This is a genomic window from Alkalibacterium sp. f15 (assembly GCF_049389645.1).
Classification (GTDB): domain Bacteria; phylum Bacillota; class Bacilli; order Lactobacillales; family Carnobacteriaceae_A; genus Alkalibacterium.
The window spans coordinates 1,213,546-1,230,320 of the sequence record NZ_CP186540.1 but is presented as its reverse complement, the minus strand read 5'-3'; the positions used below and the strand labels follow the sequence as shown (position 1 = coordinate 1,230,320).

The window sequence follows — 16,775 nt, the reverse complement described above, 5'->3', positions numbered from 1 at the left end:
CTTATTCCATCTCCTCTCGGGACACTCGGTTGACATCCATTATGACAGGGATTTCTCTTTCACTAAGCAATCGTACAAATTCACGGTGTATATCTGTTTCTACAAAAGGACTCGTAAAACTGATCGTGAGTGTCTCTTGGTAACTCATCAAACAAAATTGAGGACGAATCGCCGCTGTGTAAAAAAAGGTTTGCTTAACGTAGTTTTCCATCCCTTCAGGCAACTTTACCCGACCGAGATTAGACATCGCCACCGTTGTTTTTTTGTTGATAATATAATTGACGAGCTTTAAAACACCATCTTTGATCGGTCGAAAAGCAATCCGTGTCAGAGGATTAAACTCGAATGAAATGAATCGTTTCAATCTCTTTTCCAACGCCTCTTTTTGCAGTCGTGATTTAAACTGTTGCGCTAAAGTTGCATAAAGCTCATCTAAATAATTATCTTTGTCAGGCTTAAATGTATACGAAACAATGGTGGTGCTGAAAAAGTTCCGTACGGAAACTGACGGAAAGAACTGTCTCAGATTAATGGGTATCGACGTGGTGATCGTCACATCTTTCGACTTGTCTTCTTTCGCAAGATAAACAGCCAGCATATACAGGGCGGTCACATAAATTGTTAAAGAAACCTTTTTGTTACGTGCTAAAGTGAGCATCTCTTTTAATGGCAGACTCATTTCAATGACACGCTGGCGATGATCCGCTGTTTTTTCACCCTTAACATGATAAACAGACATCGTTTTGGGTGTTTGTTCTAAAGGCTTATTATCATCTGCCAATTCTTTTTCCTGATACTTTTTCAGCGGATCTGTACTTGCCTCAATGGTTGCATACTTTTTCTTTTTACTGAAATACCGTTTGAAACTGTCTTCCAAATCAGCTTTCTCTCTCTGCTCTGGCTTGTCTATAGATTCCAACACTTTCGCTTGACGCAACCTCACGTATTCTGTCAATAAGTCTTCAAAGAACCATAAAGCACCCGTTCCGTCAGTTAAGGCATGAAAGACTTCCAGATGAATACGGTCTTTATAATAGAGCACTCGAAAAAGAAATTCACGTTTATCATAATGATAGATCGGAGAACACGGCGGACTCGTTTCCGGTTGTACTTTAGGCGTTCCTACACGTTCTTCCAGGTAATACCAAAAAATCCCCCGTCTCAAAACATTATGAAAAAGCGGATAAGTTTTATAAGTCTCCTGTAAAGCTGATTGTAATAGAACCGGATCAATGACTTCTGTCATTTCTGCAGATAAACGGAATACTTTCGTATCTGTTTCGCTACGTGCAGCCAGAAAAATATTAGAGGCGTTATCTAATTTTACCCATCTTTTCTTCTCCACAGCTGCTCCTCCTTAATCATTTAAAAACGTCTGAATTTCCTTTAGCGCTTCTTCCATCGGTTCAGTGAAAGCTGGATAATTGATGAACCCATGGACACTATTTAAAACACGGTGCACCTTGACCTTGTTACCGGCTTCCTCTAATGCTTTCCCGTACGCTTCACCTTCGTCACGCAGTGGATCATACTCGGCCGTAATGACTAATGTTTCTGGCTGATTACTCAAATCTTCGGACATCAAAGGCGAGATCAACGGACTTTTCCGTGTAGATAAATCAGGCGCATACAATTCCATGAAGCTTTGAATTTTTTTGATGGTCATCCCGTAATTATACCCGTTGGTCTTGATGGATTTAAAAGGAGAATTTTCACTATGATCCCAGTAAGTGACAGGGTAGATCAACACCTGTTTTTTAGGCATCCATTTTTTGCGATCCCTTAGCAACAAAGAGACAATGGCAGCTAAGTTCCCACCAGCGGAGTCGCCCATAATGATCCAATCTTCTTCTTCTTCCTCTTCTAATGGTGTGAGTAAGATTTCTGCTACTTGGTAAACGTCATTCAACCCTGCTGGATAAGGGTACTCAGGCGCTAAACGGTAATCGACTGAATAAACAACACGACCCAGATAATCCGCGATATTGATACAGGCACGTGTGTACGTGTCGATGTCTCCAATTACCCAACCCCCGCCATGGATAAATAAGACAGGTTCAGGATGCATCTTTTTCTTGGGATAAAAAATACGAACCGGAATTTCATGATTGCTGTTTGCCGAATAAATCTTGTCATCAAGCGATCGAAAGCGTGCAGTCGGCGCACTTGATAAGAGCTTCTGCACTTTTCTGACCCACTGATAGTCTTCCTGCATGTCGATGCGTGGTGAAGACGCTAATCGTAATAGAAATTTAAATACTGGATTCATCATTTTCCCTCATTATCATGATACTCATTTTATACGTAAAACTCGGTTAGAGGGTTACGTTTATTTATAGTTGCTTATTTTACCTGTTTTTCCAAACAAAATAAAAAGTTTTTTTCTTGAAGATAAGATGTAAAGAAACAAATAGGATGACAGATACGCTGACCAGTTAACTATTCTGAGTCATGAAAACCAAGAAGAGCAGACCGTCCAGCATATTTGTCAGTACGGTTAAACTAAAGATCAAAGCGGGATGACGTGACGATCGGTGCATATGCTCCGCACAAAAGAATCCATTATTAAGGATAACGCATTTAATATATTCTATATATCTTACTCCTTAAATATTCAATCTATTTATATGAAGTATACCAAAAATGACTACCTATATTCTTAATAGATTTTAATGGTAAGTCTTAAAATTGATTGGAAAAGCGAACGTGTTAAAATTAAGCGTAAGAACTTCCTGAATTTTGTTATGTAAAATAAGAGTAAACCTATTTGTCAGAAGAGAAGGGTAGTCTGTCAGATAATGAGATGCTATAAAAAGGAGTTAGAGACCATGTTGAATCTTAATCGTCGAGCAAAAACTATGGAAACAGCCACATTTGGTATGGGCTGTTTCTGGGGACCAGAGAGCCAATTCGGACAATATCCCGGTGTGATACATACCCGCACCGGTTTCACGGGAGGAACTACGGCTGAACCCACTTATAGAAACATCGGAGATCACACCGAAGCTATCCAGATCGATTTCGATTCTTCTCTTCTTTCTTATGAAGATATTCTACAGATTTACTGGGACAGTCATGATGCGGTAAAGGACCGCAGTTTTAAAGGACGACAGTATCTTTCGCTGTTGATCGTGCATTCCACTAATCAGCGGGAAACGGTTGAGCTGATAAAAATCGAGTGGGAGAAGCGACATGGAAAAACTATCGGCACAGAAATCCAATATGACCGGCCGTTTTACCCAGCGGAAAATCGACATCAAAAATATTTCCTTAAGCGATTCCCTAAAGCCATGGAATCTATCCTTCCTTTATTTTCCGACCATCAGCATTTCACAGATTCCACCATAGCAGCCCGTTTAAACGGATTTGTCCGGGAAAACGGACGTTTAAATGATATCAAAGATGAGATTTCTGATTGGCAGCTCACTGACGAAGAAGAGAACGTTCTCCAGAACATGCTTCAAAAAATACGCTGGTAAGCCTCATTTTCCTTTAGCTGTCTATCAATTTTTTTCAAAAAAGCTCCCAATAAAGAAGCGTAGAAATTTTATTATTTCTACGCTTCTTTATTGGGAGCATATCCTGATCCGTATCTGCATTAATATTTATTACTGCCTAATTGAACCATCCTTTTTTCCTGAACCAGTAAAAAAGTGAAAGACCGATTATGAGCATGACTCCCAGTACAATATAGTAGGCATATTTCCATTCCAGTTCGGGCATATTGACAAAGTTCATTCCGTAAATGCCGGAGATCAATGTCAGTGGTATGAAGATAGACGTGATGATAGTCAAAATTTTCATGACTTCATTGGACTGATGAGACGTCATGGAAAGATAATTATCACGAATATCCGTTGTAAATTCCCTGTTTGAACTGACCAGTTCCGATACCTTAAGTAAATGATCATAAATATCGGAAAAATATTCCCGTCTGTTCTTTACTTCCGTTAAGTGCTGAGAATTCAGCATCCGGTAAAGCAGATCCCTCATCGGATTGACTGTCTGACGGATATGCAACAGCATATGCCGCACGTCAAAAAGTTCATCCATCAGTTCGTCCATCGATCGTTTCTCCCGGTTGTCTTCAATCACATCCAATTTATTTTCAATGTGATATATAAGTGGAAAGCAAGTATCAACCAGTTTGTCCAATGTTTGATAAAAGACATAATATGGGTCCCATTCTTCTGCAGCGGCTTGAGTTGTGATTCGGCTCCAAACTTGATCCACTTCTTTAGAAGTTTCAAAGTGAAAGGTTACGATAAAATTCTTTCCGACAAAGAAATCCAGTTCTTCTTTTATCACTTCTACACCCTCCCTTTTGACTGTTTGAGTGATATAGAAATCGTATCCCTCATAATAATCCAGTTTGGGTCGCTGAAGCAGTATCCCGCAGTCTTCAATAGCTAGTGGATGAAAATGAAAAACGTAATCCAAAAGACGAAATTCATCTGCCGTTGGGTTGCTGAAATCTACCCAATACCATTTATATTTCTTTAAGTTCTCCTCGTCCACTCGCACACCTGTTTCCATCGTGTCATCCGGGAGTACGCCTATTACATTGATCATGACTAAAACATCCTTTGTAAATTCAATTGATACTTCATTATACGATAATACAGGCGACTATTCTAACATTCAAATTAAACCGTTCGTTTCGAGTCTTTTCTGTCAATTTTCACATAGTCGTTTGTTGATTGATTTGGGTAGAAATCGATTTACTTGACCATACAATTACTGAGATGTCCCCGTATAAAAAAACAGCGCTCCAATGAAGGAACACCGTTTTTACTATCCTCTATTTCATTCATTTGTTTCAGGAGCAAACATAAACTGTGCACCGTTTTTCAAAAGCAAGTGATACTTTTCTAAGATTCTTCCAATAACTTCTACCCGTTCATCTTCAGGATAACCTGATTTAGTCACCTGCATCTCACCCGAGCAGCGTTTATAGCGCTCATTATCCATTGTGGCAGATCCTTTAAGTCGCTCTAGTATATTACGCGGTTCGATATGTTTACCGGCTTGAGCAGGCTCTCTAGACTCCTGAAGGCGAACCAACTCATCTTTTAAATAGGTTAAAAGTTATACATGTAATAGTCTTTTGACGATTTCGAGACTTTAACTAGCATGAACTCCGATGGTTAATTCTAATGAGGCTTTTCATCTCTATCTTTCTAGTTGATATTTATTTTTCGTACAATTCAAATTTTTGCCAAGGCTGCATCATATCTAATAAGAAGAGTTCCTCTTCATCTATTCGTCCTATGACATTGGTTTTCCCTGAATTTTCCATGTCTTTTAAGGCTATTTGGAGTTCTCCGGCATAATGAGCATATAAACTGCTATCAACCAAGATATCACCACGTTTGATATCTTTTGGATTAAAGACTTTAAACTCATGCCCTTTATACTTCACTCTGCTTTGAGTTGAACGAATAAGATAAGGGGAAACATCCCCGCGATTAAAATGGAATTCTTCGAGTGCAATTTTTCTTTCTAAGTCGGGTATATCTTTATTTAGTTGTACTTTCATTCTTAGTAGTTCAGGGTTCACTTCTGCAAGTCTTTTCAATTCTTCTTCAGATGCAAAAGCGTTAGCAATTATAACATCATCTATTAATTCTGTAGCAAATAAATGTTTTGCCTGGACATCAATCGGTAGCTCGCGGTGGGCCTCTAGTGTACATAACCCTTCATCTACTGGCCAGGGACCGATTTCAGCACTCTCCGAATTTACAAAAGCAGCTGTTTTTAACCCAAGACTTTTGAATTGTTTCGATGTTTTCATGAAATGCTCAAGTGAGAGTCCAGAATATCTGTGTGGATAAAAGTTATGGCAACCAATGATATTCTCCATATTTGGTTTGTACTGCATTACATTATCAATATATCTAGCTCCTGTACTCATGTTTACTTCAATTTTCAAATCATGCGGGTTAAAGGTCATTAACGATTCTTCATTGCCAGAATAACTCATGTCTAAACGAATACCTGCAGCACCTGTCTCATTAAAAAAGGACAAGTCTTTGTAGGATATGTTTAGTTCATCAAACACTCTAGGACTGACATCTAAGATAGTTTCCATTCCTAATTTGTTACCATATTCGATTATGTCTTTAAATTCTTTGATTATCTCTTCTTTACTTTTTTTAACTGACAACAAACAAGTAAAAATGCGCTTGAAGCCATACTTGCTTGCGAGATCCATATAGCGAATATTTTCTTCATAGCTTGTGTGTTCCGGATAAATGGATATACCTAATCTTTTCATAAAATATAATCTCCTTTAAAAATTAATTTGGATATGTTATAGACCCCAGAATCACTTCTTTGTGAGCACCTGTCACATTAGGGATATTGCCTGGTCTCTGATGAATTGTCTGGTTGCCTAGAACTACGAATGCAATAGCTTCTTTTGCATCTGATGAATACCCTATTTCATCTTGCGTTAAAACTTCAATTTTTGTATCAGATAGATTTTGTTTAATACATTTAAGTAAGGTTAAGTTGTATGTTCCTCCGCCACCAACAATTAAGCGGTCAACATTTTTGTTTGATTGAATGATTTCTTTCACGTGTTTAGCAATAGACGATGCCGTAAATACAGTCATTGTCTTTATGATATCTTCAGGTTTTTCTTCACTATATTTTTTTATAAGTGACAGTGTATATTCTTTTCCAAATTCATCTCTACCTGTAGATTTAGGTGGTTTTTTACTTATGAACCAATGACTCATCAATTCATCAAGTAAAGGTTTAACTAGCTTCCCTTCACTTGCTATCTTGCCTTGATTATCATAATCTTTGTTATAGAAATAATTGACTGCTTCGTTGATCATCATATTACCTGGTCCAGTGTCGAAACCACTCATATTATTTTGATTGCCATCGTTAGGCAAATAAGTCATATTACTTATTCCACCTATATTCAACAAAATTTTGTCATACCCATCTTGATACAAGATAAGCTCACTCTTAGGCACTAATGGAGCACCTTCTCCAAATGCCGCCATATCCTTTGCCCTAAAGTTTGATATGACTTTTGCTCCTGTTTCATATGCAATAATTGAGGGTTCTCCAAGCTGCATAGTAGATCGCCTAATGTTTTTATTGCCTGTTGCCTCGTGAAAAACAGTTTGGCCATGGGACGCTATAAAGTATAAATTACCAGTATCAACATTATTTTTTTCGCAAATGTTTTTTACTGCCTTTGCATACTCATAACCCAATGCTACATTTAATTCAGAAATATCAGATAATAATACTTTAACTCCACTCACTATTTTTTCTATTTTATTTAAACTTTCTTTTTCATAGTCATATGTCTCAAAATCAACGACATCAATAATAGTTTTCAAATCATAACCATAAACTCTGCATAATACAGTGTCTATTCCGTCTAAAGACGTTCCTGACATTAACCCTACAGCATACCGACTTTTCTCTTTAATACTGTTATTAATCATCGCTACAGCTGCTGCTGAAGGATTGCCGGAAGGGATATACTTCAGATAACTATGATCTGAGTTGATTTTTAGTAATAGTAACTCTAACACAAATGAGTCGGGGCTTAAGACGCCACCCATAGCAGAGAATTCTGTCATCTTTTCAAGACCTAATTTTTTGGATATCAATTTAATTTTACTATAGAGTATGTCAACTACCTCATTGATTATTGATACTACAAACGGGTCACCCTTTTTTGCTTTTTCAACTATTAGAGGAGCAAATTTCGCAATCTCGCTTTTTTCATTTGCATAGATGTACCTCTTCAATCCCTCAAAATCGTCGCAACCAATAGCCGTTATTAATTCAGTAATTACTTCTGCTTGTGTATTTTTTTCTTCAAATAAATCGATAGCATGCTTAATTGTTCGTATGACAATATCATAGCCGCTACCTTCATCCCCTAGCAAATGACCCCATCCACCAAGTTTAACCGTTTGCTCATCATATGAACCAAACATTACTACACCAGTTCCTGCAATGACTAAGATACCATTATTTTTTTTGAATGTGCTTTTAAATGCCATCATGTAATCAGATTCTATTATAATAGGAACATTGTATTTCTTATTAAACAATGAAATAAATTCTTCCTTTTTATCATTAGGTAGACCTGCTATACCCATAGCGATACCTTTAAGATTATGTTCCTTTTCAATCTTTAAAATATCATCGATACTCTTGTATATATTATTCAAAGCATCAGTCTGATTAACACTAATATTCCCAGGACCATTTTTTACTTCGCTTAAACTATTTTCTTTATCATCATATGAAGATGCGGAGGTTTTTGTTCCTCCCGCATCTACCCCTATATAATAATTCATTTAGATCTTCCTCACTTAAGCTCTCAATTACGAAGATTTTCGGCCAAATCCAGTTTTTATTTTTCCGCTCTCTAGCATTTCTTTAGATGTTTCGAAAAAATAAATGTTTGTCCAGATAAATACTACAATTAATATTACCCAAATTAAATTAGGTAGATTTGGAAAAGCTACCAAAGGAACAATTAATACGAACGGCCCAAGAAAACCTGCAAACCATCTATTCGGTTGATATTTAGTTCTGAATTTTTTCACTACCCAAATCCCACTTAAAAAAACTATTAATAATGAGACAGTAAATAAAATGTATTCCATAATTATTACTCCTTTACTTCAATAACTTTTCAAAAATAGGTAACATTCGTTTGACCATTTGATGTTCTGCTATTGCTGTCATCATGTGATCCTGTGCATGAATCATTAATAAACCACCATCAATTTTTTCACCTTGTATCTCACTTTGAATCAATTTAGTTTGTACGTTATGAGCAGTGTTCATTGTTTTTTCCGCTTCTTCAATCAACTTATAAGCTTCATCAATTTTTCCATCATTAATATTATCTAGTGCTTGATATGTTAAATCACGAGATTCTCCTGCACTAGCAATTATTTCAAAAATCAGCTGTTCCATATCCATTTCAAAACATCTCCTAAATATAAGTTTTTAAAAAAATAAGAGGTTGAAAAATTTCAACCTCTTGTTTTTTATGCATTTACTGTTTCGCCATCAATTACTTCTTGATTATCTGTTGATTCTGCATTTTCTTCTTCAATCATTTTCTTTTCATAAACTTTAAAGAACGGATAGTAAATTGCCATTGCAACCAGAATATTGAGTAAGACTAGTATAACTGCAGCAATACTTCCACCCGTTGCCATCCAAGCACCTATTGGAGCTGGAAGAGTCCACGGGGCCATAATTGTAAATCCGCTAACTAACCCAAGGTTTACTGCAAAATATGAGATTGAAGTAGTCACAACTGGAGCTATAATAAATGGGATTGCTAAGATTGGATTCATAACAATTGGTGCCCCAAAAATCATTGGTTCATTAATGTTAAATAGTCCCGGAATAATACTGAATTTACCTACCTGTTTAAGATATACCGATTTAGACATTACGAATAAAATCGCTAGAGCTAATGTTGCACCTGCTCCTCCTACCCATACAAACCACTGATAAAATGGTTCTGGTGCGATATAAGGAAGCCCGCCTTCTCCAAAGGCCATACTTCCACCATCTGCGACAGCTTCAATGTTAGCATCTAACATAACCAACCAAGCAGGTCGCATAACAGATCCAATTACTGACATACCATGAATACCGGCTGCCCATAATATTGTAACAAGCAATACTGGTAACATGACTCCAAAATAATTATTCCCTGAAATTTCAATTAATGGTGAGAATATAGTCATTAATAACTCGTTGATATCAAATCCAAGTAAAACTCGAATAATCCAAGCAAGTGTGATAACCACAGCTGCAGGGAATAAAGCTTCAAAGGAACGTGCAACTGAATCTGGAACTTGTTCTGGCATTGTTATAGTAAAGTTTCTTTCTTGCATAAATCTTAAAATCTCAACAGCAACTATCATTGAAAGAATAGCTGTAAACATTCCTGCTCCACCTAAATTCGCCATAGGTAAAACCCAACCTATCGGTTCTGCTCCTACAATTCCTGCTTCGGTTGCTTCTGTAATAAAACCATCTACATTTAATGGAATATTCATCATCAGGAATGTTACTAATGATAAGACCCCTCCAGATAAACCATCAAGTTTATAGGACCTGGCTAGACTGTATCCCATTCCGTATGCGGCATATACACTTAACATACCAACAGTAACTCTGAATGGAATCAAGATCTCACCTATATAAGGGTTTACTAATTCCTGTAAAAATTCAACCGGTGGTTGAGCTATAATAATAAAGAATGATCCCACTATAATTAATGGTAATGTAGATATAACTCCGTCACGTACCGCTTTCAAATGTCTTTGTTCTGCAAGTCTTGCCATTGGAGGCATAAATTTTTCTTCTAACCACATTAAAAATTTCTCCATCATACTTATCCAATCCTTCCGTTTTTTATTTAGCTCCTGCTTTAATTTGTTTCATTAAACCGGGTGCGCCAATCGGAGTATATCCTCTAGGCGGAATTAATTCACAAGGTACATTAGCTTCATCAGATGCCTCTTTGTATTCCTTAAATCTATGTTTAACCTGAGGGGCTACAAGTACATAATTATAATCATTTTTAACTTCTTCAGCAAATTCCCCTGTTCCAACTGCTTTAATATCCATATCCATACCCTGTTTTTCAGCTTCTTTTTTTAATGCCTTGACTATAATAGAGCTAGACATTCCACCAGAACATACCATTAAAACTTTCATTTCGTTTCCTCCTTATGATTTTCATAATATTGATCCACTGCTATCCTTATATGTCCTTCAGACTCTTCCAATTTTTTGACGGCAGCCTCTTTATCGATATCTAATAAAATCATAATAATGGCAACTTTGACTTTACCGTCACTTTCTGCTAACTTATTTATTGCCGTATCTCTATCAACATCTGTTGCCCTCATGACAATATTCTCAGCACGAGTGATCAATTTCTCATTGGTTGGTTGAACATCGACCATTAAGTTTTTATATACTTTCCCAATGCCCACCATTGATACAGTAGACAACATATTTAGGATCATTTTCTGTGTTGATCCAGCTTTTAGGCGGGTTGAACCTGTTAACACTTCAGGACCTGATACGGCCTCAATAGCTATATTCGCTACTTGACCGATTTCGCTATTTTTATTACAAGAAATAGCAACAGTTGGAACTTTAATTTCATTTGCATAAGTAAGTGCACCTATCACATAAGGTGTTCTTCCACTGGCTGCCAAGCCGACAACAACATCATTTGCATTCAAACCAAGATCAATTAAATCCTCTTTACCCATCTCTTGGTTATCTTCTGAACCTTCGATTGCTTCAGTAAAAGCTTTTTGGCCCCCAGCAATTAATCCCACAACTTTTTCTTTAGGTGTACCAAATGTTGGTGGACACTCAGCTGCATCTAAAACACCTAAACGTCCACTTGTACCGGCGCCCGTGTATATCAATCTGCCTCCTTTTCTCAACTGGTTAACGATAATATGGATGGCACTTTCAATTTCAGGAATCACCTCCTCAATTGCTTCAGTAACTTTCTTGTCTTCATTGTTCATGACCGTCAGTGCCTCTTTTATACTCATTTGATCAAGATTCATCGTATGAGGATTCTGTTTCTCTGTTTCTATGCTTCGCAAATCTAACAATATCATCCCTCCTTTTTTATTTGAGTTTTTTCAAGAATTTCTAGGGATTCTTCATACATTTTGTTGATGTAACACGTGTATAGAATATCAATGATATTTAGTTGGGCCATACGAGATGACATTGCCCCACTTCTAAAACTAAATTCATTAGCTGATACATAGATTGCATAATCAGCTAATCGGTTGATTGGTGACTCATCTGTTTTAGTGATTGAAATGATTGTTGCCCCATTCTCTTTTGCAACTTCCGCACAGGTTATTATCTCCTCTGTTTGACCGGAATAAGATATAACTAAAGCTACATCGCGCTCACTCATATTCTTAGCCATAAGGAGTTGCGTGTGCCAGTCTTCGCTGACGTAAGACATTTTGTTAATACGTGTAAATTTGAGCTGAGCATCTTTTGCCACAATAAGCGAAGCGCCTATGCCAAAAATCGTCAATTTCTCACACTCAAACAACTTATTGACACAGGTTTTGATTACTTCTGTGTCAATTAGTTTCTCAGTTTCTTCGAGTGATAAAATGTTTTTATGCGTCACTTTATTAATGATTTCTTCAATCTCATCGGTGCGTGTCAATTCCGCAATATGTTTGTCTCTGTAGTTAGATCGAACCGCTTGTTCATAAATTAAATCTTTCACAAAATCTTTGTAACCCATATACCCATTCTTTTTGCAAAGACGAATGATAGTGGAAGGGGATGAGAACGTCTTCTCAGCTAAGTTGTAAATCGTCATTCGACTCGTTTCTTCAGTATTCTTCAATATATAATCGATGATAGACATTTCAGTCGGGCTAGCATCTTTTTTGTATTCTTTCAATTTTATTGTAGCTATGGCCATAATCTATCTCCCTCTTCACTAATATATTAACAGTATAAAACATAGTGTCAATGAAACGCTTACTTTATGAAACAAAGTACCACATATTGATTATTATTTCATTAATACGCTTATATTTATGAAACAATTCCATCTATAGTTTTTTTTCCAAACTTTTATTGATTATATCATTATAATTTAATACTACATAAACTATATTTTTCACTTTTTATATATTTTCATCTAATTTTTTTGAAAGCTTATAAAGCAAAAAAAAAGCAGCTATCATCAAAATGATGGCTGTTTTTTTAGATCAAAAGCAATTTCCATCGACTCCACGCCGTCTTCACGCGTAAATTCATAGTGAGGAATACCCCCGACTACATCCGCTACCAGTTTCAAGGCTTCCTCCACGAATTCCGTCCCATCAGAATATGAAAGGAAGCCTTCCTGAGGAAAAGCGACTAATTGAATGTCAACAAAGTCCTTCATTTCTTCTTTTACTTCCAGCAAGGCTTTCAGAACAGTAAGCGATGAATCACAGATATCCACGTGCGTCCGAATCGCTTCTATTCCCTGTGCAATTTAACACTGTAAAGCGTTTATCGCTCCCATCTTTACGACCCTCTTTAGTCAGTGTCTTTCTTCGTTCAGTCCACGTATCAACACCTTTGAATAACGTCCCATTTTGGTTCCCCCGTTGTCAAGTCTGTGTCCAAACGAAGCAGGGGGTTCCAAGAAGAAAGTACTCACTAATTTACTTTCTATACCCAATTCACTTTCCAACAAGCAGACCTTTTCAATCTTGTGAAACCCCATTTTCCCTCCTTGTTTGGTTGCTTATTAGTACCCATACCAAGCAGGCTTTTACACAGAAAAATTTGCATAAAAAAAGCTTCCTGCCGGTATGACAAGAAGCGTTCGAAAAATAAATACACGTGTAGAAGATACACTCGTAGCCCATTTTCCTCATCCGTAGTCCTTGTCAGCCTCTCGGGACTGATTTAAAGATACCAATATTCAATTGGAGCTATTATCTCAATCCTATGTCTGTTTGTCAACTACAATCAGAGGTTTATCCAGTCCTTTTTTTCGAATTGTTTGTCTATCTAACATAAAAGATGGATAATTAATTATTATTATTTTTCACTATTTCCAGCTTGATTTTGGATATTTTAATTATAAAAAAGCAGACATCCTTCAGATGTCTGCTTGCTCATATTTGAAAAATTACGCTTTTACCCAGGTATCGTTCATTTTAACGCCTGCAGCTTTAAACAGCGTATAAATTGGGCATCGCGCTTCTACTTGCTCTTTGATTGCTTGAATACGCTCATCAGATTCGGTTGTATCCACTTTAACATTGATGGTCACTTCTTCAAAATATGGTTGAACGGATGCATCACCCATAAACCCACGAGGATCAAAGCTACCTGTCACATTAATAGTTAAGCATTTTAAATCAAAGTCCATTTCTCTTGCGGCCATATTAGCTGTGACATTCTCACAAGATACTAATGCTGCGAGAGCAGTCTGCATTGGATTGGGACCGGAATCTTTTCCACCAAAACGCTCTGATTCATCCATGACTAATTCATGTTTACCAGCTGTAGCTGTTAAAGCAAAACCGTCACTTTTTGCATTCACTGTAAATTTCATTTTATTGTTCATCATTGAAATCATTCCTTTTCTTTTTTTCTTTGCTCATTATATCATTAATTTTACTATTAATAAATAAGTATAAATAGTAAGTTGATTAGAAGTTTGTGAATTTTTATACGTTAATTTTCAGGTTGTTTTTAGAGTTAAGTGAGTTCTTTCAGCTTTTTTGAATAGCCTCTAGCATCAAATCATTATATTTTTTAACCTAACTCATTCATTCTCTACTTCTTTTCAGACCTCACTTTTTCAAAACTATTCTTTCATCAAAGAACTGTTCAAATTTGATTCATGTAGATTAAATATATCACTTGTATGCTAAACTAATAATAAAATCATTGAGCTAGTAAAGCTATTAAGTGAGGAGAAAAGAATTTGAAATCAGCAGAACAATGGATCAAAGAATTGCAGCTTGAACCACATCCAGAAGGTGGCTACTTCAGACAAACCGATTTGTCTGATGAAACGTATACAAAAGACGGCAAACCATTACCTCTATACACAAACATTTATTTCCTATTAACAGCAGCTAATCCTTCTCACTTTCACAGACTTACATCTGACGAATTATGGTTTTATCATGCTGGTCATCCACTAACCATCCACTCTCTCACCCCAGAAGGTTCGTATCAGGAAGCAACCTTAAGCTTGGAGACGCACAAAAAGCATCAGTTACACCATACCGTTCCAGCGGGCACCATTTTTGGTTCTACCGTAGAAGCTGGTTATGCGCTGGTGAGTTGTACAGTGGTTCCCGGTTTTGATTTTGCGGACTTTCAATTGTTTACAAAAAATGAACTTTTAGAAATCCATCCTCAACATCAACCGATAATAAATAAACTGGCTTACGATACCTTACCTGAATAGGCAGGGTCGTAAGTCAGTTTGTTTTAGTTCATCTATCTGAATTTCGTTTGCCGCATAAAAATCAACTTCTCATTTGCGGTGAATCGGGATCGAGTTCCATGAATTCCAGCCAATTGCCATCCGGGTCCCTAATCCAGAACTGCTTATTGCTATCTTTTCCTGTAGATAGTTCTGAAGCAAAGCTAATGCCTTTGTCTCTTAACTTTTCAGCTAAAGCTTCTATACCCTCTACTTCAAAACAAATGTGGTCGTATTGTTTTTTCTCTTCTTCAGTTCCTCCATAGAAGAACTCTACAAATGACCCCTCCGCAATCTTGACGTACTCGATCCACGGGTATCCATCTGAATCCTTCAGGTCAAAGGCATGTTTAAAACCGAGTACTTCACAGTAAAAATGCAGTGTCTTTTCCATATCTGTTACTTGAAACCCTTTATGATGAATTCCTTTAATCATTTTCCACTCACCTTTTTTATTTTATTTAATATACTTCTATCCACGATCCTACTCCCACTGTCCGGGAAACTTCAATTTTTGTAAGGGAGGAAATTTTTGGTTGTATGCCTCCACTTTATCTTCTGGAATGTTTTCAAAAATAGGTGAAGCGTAAAATTTCCCTTTTACATCTTGCAGGCTATTTTCTGTTAATTCTATCCCCATAAATGCTTCGAAATTTTTACCGCTTGCTGTTGTGATTCCAAATTTATCACACGTTTCAAATCCTAACCGCGGATAATAATCAGGTTCTCCAAAAATGATAATTCCTTTGTATCCTGCCTCGCTTGCCAGATTCATGGTTTCGTTCAATAACAATTCACCGACCCCACATCCCTGCCATTTCGGTTCAACACACAGAGGACCGAACGTCAGCACATCATGTGAGACATCTCCATCAATGACCTGTGCTTTTGAATACATGATGCACCCGATGACTTCTCCCTCTTTTACTGCTACCCGACTTAGCTCCGGGAGGTAGTCTTTATCCTGTCTTAAAGCATGAACAAGATAATGTTCCTCGCACCCTGGTTGATACTTGTTCCAGAAAGCATGCTGAGCCATTAACTCGACTTCGTGGTGATCGTCCTTTGTTTCCATGCAGATAGCTATCTCTTCACGCGTTACTTTCAGTTTTTTTTCTGGAAACCATCCAAATTCCAGTCTCACTTCTTTTCTTTGTAGATCATCGTTACCATAGCTGCAGGTATCCAGACCAATCAAACCAAATCCTTCGTGCTGATAAAATTCGATTGCATTGACATTGGACGACTGCGTTTCCAGAATGATGGCTCGTCGCCGTTCACCTCTCGCTTGTTCTTTGGCAATATCGATCAACGCCTGACCTATACCTTGCTTCTGGTAGTCATCTGCCACCCAGAGCTCTGTGATCCGCAGACGATTGGACCAGGATTCCGGATTTGTTTCAATTGCAGCCACCAATTCTCCTTCAACGATGACTCCCCACGCAAACGCATTTTCCCAGTGATCTTCGTATAATCTATCCGAAAAATCGTCTTCATCTGCAGCGCGGGTCACTGTTTCCTCAAAATCTTTTTTCTCTATTTCGATACGATACCCTGTTTGTCGTTTCTCTACAGTTACATCATAATACTGATCCGTACTGTATTGTATCGGGATGATCGTACCCTTCCAGTTCTCTTTCGGTAAATGCGTGATCATATACTCCATGCTTTGACCTTCTTTCTTTAAAGTCTTCAAAACAAATTTCGGACCAGCAAAAGGTTAACTGATGTTTCTTTGATAAACATTTCC

The 16,775-nt window shown here is 37.2% G+C and carries 19 protein-coding genes; 2 read left to right on the top strand and 17 right to left on the bottom strand.

Features of this window, described 5'->3' with window-relative positions; genetic code table 11:
• Window position 1: 1 nt before the first annotated feature.
• Both ACO1PF_RS05975 and ACO1PF_RS05970 read right to left on the bottom strand, forming a co-directional pair.
• Window positions 2-1,345 (bottom strand): alcohol acetyltransferase, encoded by a 1,344-nt coding sequence (locus ACO1PF_RS05975; RefSeq protein ID WP_423190409.1) that lies wholly within the window; start codon window positions 1,343-1,345, stop codon window positions 2-4.
• Window positions 1,346-1,357: 12 nt separating this feature from the next.
• On the bottom strand, window positions 1,358-2,272 hold the full coding sequence (locus ACO1PF_RS05970) for an alpha/beta hydrolase (protein WP_423190408.1): 915 nt from the start codon (window positions 2,270-2,272) through the stop codon (window positions 1,358-1,360).
• Window positions 2,273-2,828: 556 nt separating this feature from the next.
• Here ACO1PF_RS05970 and msrA point away from each other — a divergent pair.
• Complete coding sequence (msrA, locus tag ACO1PF_RS05965; protein WP_423190407.1) at window positions 2,829-3,479, top strand: peptide-methionine (S)-S-oxide reductase MsrA; 651 nt, start codon at window positions 2,829-2,831, stop codon at window positions 3,477-3,479.
• Between the two features lie 136 nt (window positions 3,480-3,615).
• On the opposite strand, the gene corA is transcribed toward msrA, so the two are convergent.
• The 13 genes from corA to ACO1PF_RS05900 form a co-directional block, all read right to left on the bottom strand.
• Window positions 3,616-4,572 (bottom strand): magnesium/cobalt transporter CorA, encoded by a 957-nt coding sequence (gene corA, locus ACO1PF_RS05960; RefSeq protein ID WP_423190406.1) that lies wholly within the window; start codon window positions 4,570-4,572, stop codon window positions 3,616-3,618.
• A gap of 234 nt (window positions 4,573-4,806) precedes the next feature.
• Window positions 4,807-5,064, bottom strand: a complete 258-nt coding sequence (locus ACO1PF_RS05955) for a phospho-sugar glycosidase domain-containing protein (protein ID WP_423190405.1) — start codon at window positions 5,062-5,064, stop codon at window positions 4,807-4,809.
• A 127-nt stretch (window positions 5,065-5,191) separates the two neighbouring features.
• Window positions 5,192-6,277: a DUF871 domain-containing protein gene (locus ACO1PF_RS05950; protein WP_423190404.1), complete on the bottom strand. Its 1,086-nt coding sequence runs from the start codon at window positions 6,275-6,277 to the stop codon at window positions 5,192-5,194.
• A gap of 22 nt (window positions 6,278-6,299) precedes the next feature.
• Window positions 6,300-8,339: an anhydro-N-acetylmuramic acid kinase AnmK gene (gene anmK, locus ACO1PF_RS05945; RefSeq protein ID WP_423190403.1), complete on the bottom strand. Its 2,040-nt coding sequence runs from the start codon at window positions 8,337-8,339 to the stop codon at window positions 6,300-6,302.
• A gap of 27 nt (window positions 8,340-8,366) precedes the next feature.
• Complete coding sequence (locus ACO1PF_RS05940) at window positions 8,367-8,651, bottom strand: hypothetical protein (protein WP_423190402.1); 285 nt, start codon at window positions 8,649-8,651, stop codon at window positions 8,367-8,369.
• A 13-nt stretch (window positions 8,652-8,664) separates the two neighbouring features.
• On the bottom strand, window positions 8,665-8,973 hold the full coding sequence (locus ACO1PF_RS05935; RefSeq protein WP_423190401.1) for a PTS lactose/cellobiose transporter subunit IIA: 309 nt from the start codon (window positions 8,971-8,973) through the stop codon (window positions 8,665-8,667).
• 68 nt (window positions 8,974-9,041) lie between these two features.
• Window positions 9,042-10,403: a PTS sugar transporter subunit IIC gene (locus ACO1PF_RS05930; RefSeq protein ID WP_423190514.1), complete on the bottom strand. Its 1,362-nt coding sequence runs from the start codon at window positions 10,401-10,403 to the stop codon at window positions 9,042-9,044.
• A gap of 25 nt (window positions 10,404-10,428) precedes the next feature.
• Entirely contained in the window at window positions 10,429-10,734 is a 306-nt protein-coding gene (locus tag ACO1PF_RS05925; RefSeq protein WP_423190400.1) for a PTS sugar transporter subunit IIB, read from the bottom strand.
• The gene (gene murQ, locus ACO1PF_RS05920) at window positions 10,731-11,663 is read right to left on the bottom strand and encodes an N-acetylmuramic acid 6-phosphate etherase (protein ID WP_423190399.1); all 933 of its coding nucleotides are present in this window, start codon (window positions 11,661-11,663) and stop codon (window positions 10,731-10,733) included. Before murQ ends, ACO1PF_RS05925 begins: the two co-directional genes overlap by 4 nt.
• Complete coding sequence (locus tag ACO1PF_RS05915; protein WP_423190398.1) at window positions 11,660-12,502, bottom strand: MurR/RpiR family transcriptional regulator; 843 nt, start codon at window positions 12,500-12,502, stop codon at window positions 11,660-11,662. The genes murQ and ACO1PF_RS05915 overlap by 4 nt, the downstream gene beginning before the upstream one ends.
• A gap of 267 nt (window positions 12,503-12,769) precedes the next feature.
• Entirely contained in the window at window positions 12,770-13,033 is a 264-nt protein-coding gene (locus ACO1PF_RS05910) for a hypothetical protein (protein ID WP_423190397.1), read from the bottom strand.
• Between the two features lie 81 nt (window positions 13,034-13,114).
• Window positions 13,115-13,300, bottom strand: coding sequence for a hypothetical protein (locus tag ACO1PF_RS05905; RefSeq protein ID WP_423190396.1), 186 nt, complete (start codon window positions 13,298-13,300; stop codon window positions 13,115-13,117).
• Between the two features lie 411 nt (window positions 13,301-13,711).
• The gene (locus ACO1PF_RS05900; RefSeq protein ID WP_423190395.1) at window positions 13,712-14,155 is read right to left on the bottom strand and encodes an OsmC family protein; all 444 of its coding nucleotides are present in this window, start codon (window positions 14,153-14,155) and stop codon (window positions 13,712-13,714) included.
• A gap of 360 nt (window positions 14,156-14,515) precedes the next feature.
• Here ACO1PF_RS05900 and ACO1PF_RS05895 point away from each other — a divergent pair, with 360 nt between their 5' ends.
• Window positions 14,516-15,007, top strand: a complete 492-nt coding sequence (locus ACO1PF_RS05895) for a cupin domain-containing protein (RefSeq protein ID WP_423190394.1) — start codon at window positions 14,516-14,518, stop codon at window positions 15,005-15,007.
• 61 nt (window positions 15,008-15,068) lie between these two features.
• Here the strand turns inward: ACO1PF_RS05895 and ACO1PF_RS05890 are convergent, their stop codons facing one another.
• A complete protein-coding gene (locus ACO1PF_RS05890) occupies window positions 15,069-15,461 on the bottom strand; it encodes a VOC family protein (protein WP_423190393.1) in 393 nt (130 codons plus the stop codon).
• 48 nt (window positions 15,462-15,509) lie between these two features.
• Window positions 15,510-16,691, bottom strand: a complete 1,182-nt coding sequence (locus tag ACO1PF_RS05885; RefSeq protein ID WP_423190392.1) for a GNAT family N-acetyltransferase — start codon at window positions 16,689-16,691, stop codon at window positions 15,510-15,512.
• Between the last annotated feature and the right edge of the window lie 84 nt (window positions 16,692-16,775).

Bases quoted from the DNA above. Each gene is read 5' to 3' on its own strand.
- ACO1PF_RS05970 (WP_423190408.1), bottom strand. From the start codon at position 2,272: ATGATGAATCCAGTATTTAAATTTCTATTACGATTAGCGTCTTCACCA.
- msrA (WP_423190407.1), top strand. From the start codon at position 2,829: ATGTTGAATCTTAATCGTCGAGCAAAAACTATGGAAACAGCCACATTT.
- corA (WP_423190406.1), bottom strand. From the start codon at position 4,572: ATGATCAATGTAATAGGCGTACTCCCGGATGACACGATGGAAACAGGT.
- ACO1PF_RS05950 (WP_423190404.1), bottom strand. From the start codon at position 6,277: ATGAAAAGATTAGGTATATCCATTTATCCGGAACACACAAGCTATGAA.
- anmK (WP_423190403.1), bottom strand. From the start codon at position 8,339: ATGAATTATTATATAGGGGTAGATGCGGGAGGAACAAAAACCTCCGCA.
- ACO1PF_RS05940 (WP_423190402.1), bottom strand. From the start codon at position 8,651: ATGGAATACATTTTATTTACTGTCTCATTATTAATAGTTTTTTTAAGT.
- ACO1PF_RS05935 (WP_423190401.1), bottom strand. From the start codon at position 8,973: ATGGATATGGAACAGCTGATTTTTGAAATAATTGCTAGTGCAGGAGAA.
- ACO1PF_RS05930 (WP_423190514.1), bottom strand. From the start codon at position 10,403: ATGGAGAAATTTTTAATGTGGTTAGAAGAAAAATTTATGCCTCCAATG.
- ACO1PF_RS05925 (WP_423190400.1), bottom strand. From the start codon at position 10,734: ATGAAAGTTTTAATGGTATGTTCTGGTGGAATGTCTAGCTCTATTATA.
- murQ (WP_423190399.1), bottom strand. From the start codon at position 11,663: ATGATATTGTTAGATTTGCGAAGCATAGAAACAGAGAAACAGAATCCT.
- ACO1PF_RS05915 (WP_423190398.1), bottom strand. From the start codon at position 12,502: ATGGCCATAGCTACAATAAAATTGAAAGAATACAAAAAAGATGCTAGC.
- ACO1PF_RS05905 (WP_423190396.1), bottom strand. From the start codon at position 13,300: ATGGGGTTTCACAAGATTGAAAAGGTCTGCTTGTTGGAAAGTGAATTG.
- ACO1PF_RS05900 (WP_423190395.1), bottom strand. From the start codon at position 14,155: ATGATGAACAATAAAATGAAATTTACAGTGAATGCAAAAAGTGACGGT.
- ACO1PF_RS05890 (WP_423190393.1), bottom strand. From the start codon at position 15,461: ATGATTAAAGGAATTCATCATAAAGGGTTTCAAGTAACAGATATGGAA.
- ACO1PF_RS05885 (WP_423190392.1), bottom strand. From the start codon at position 16,691: ATGGAGTATATGATCACGCATTTACCGAAAGAGAACTGGAAGGGTACG.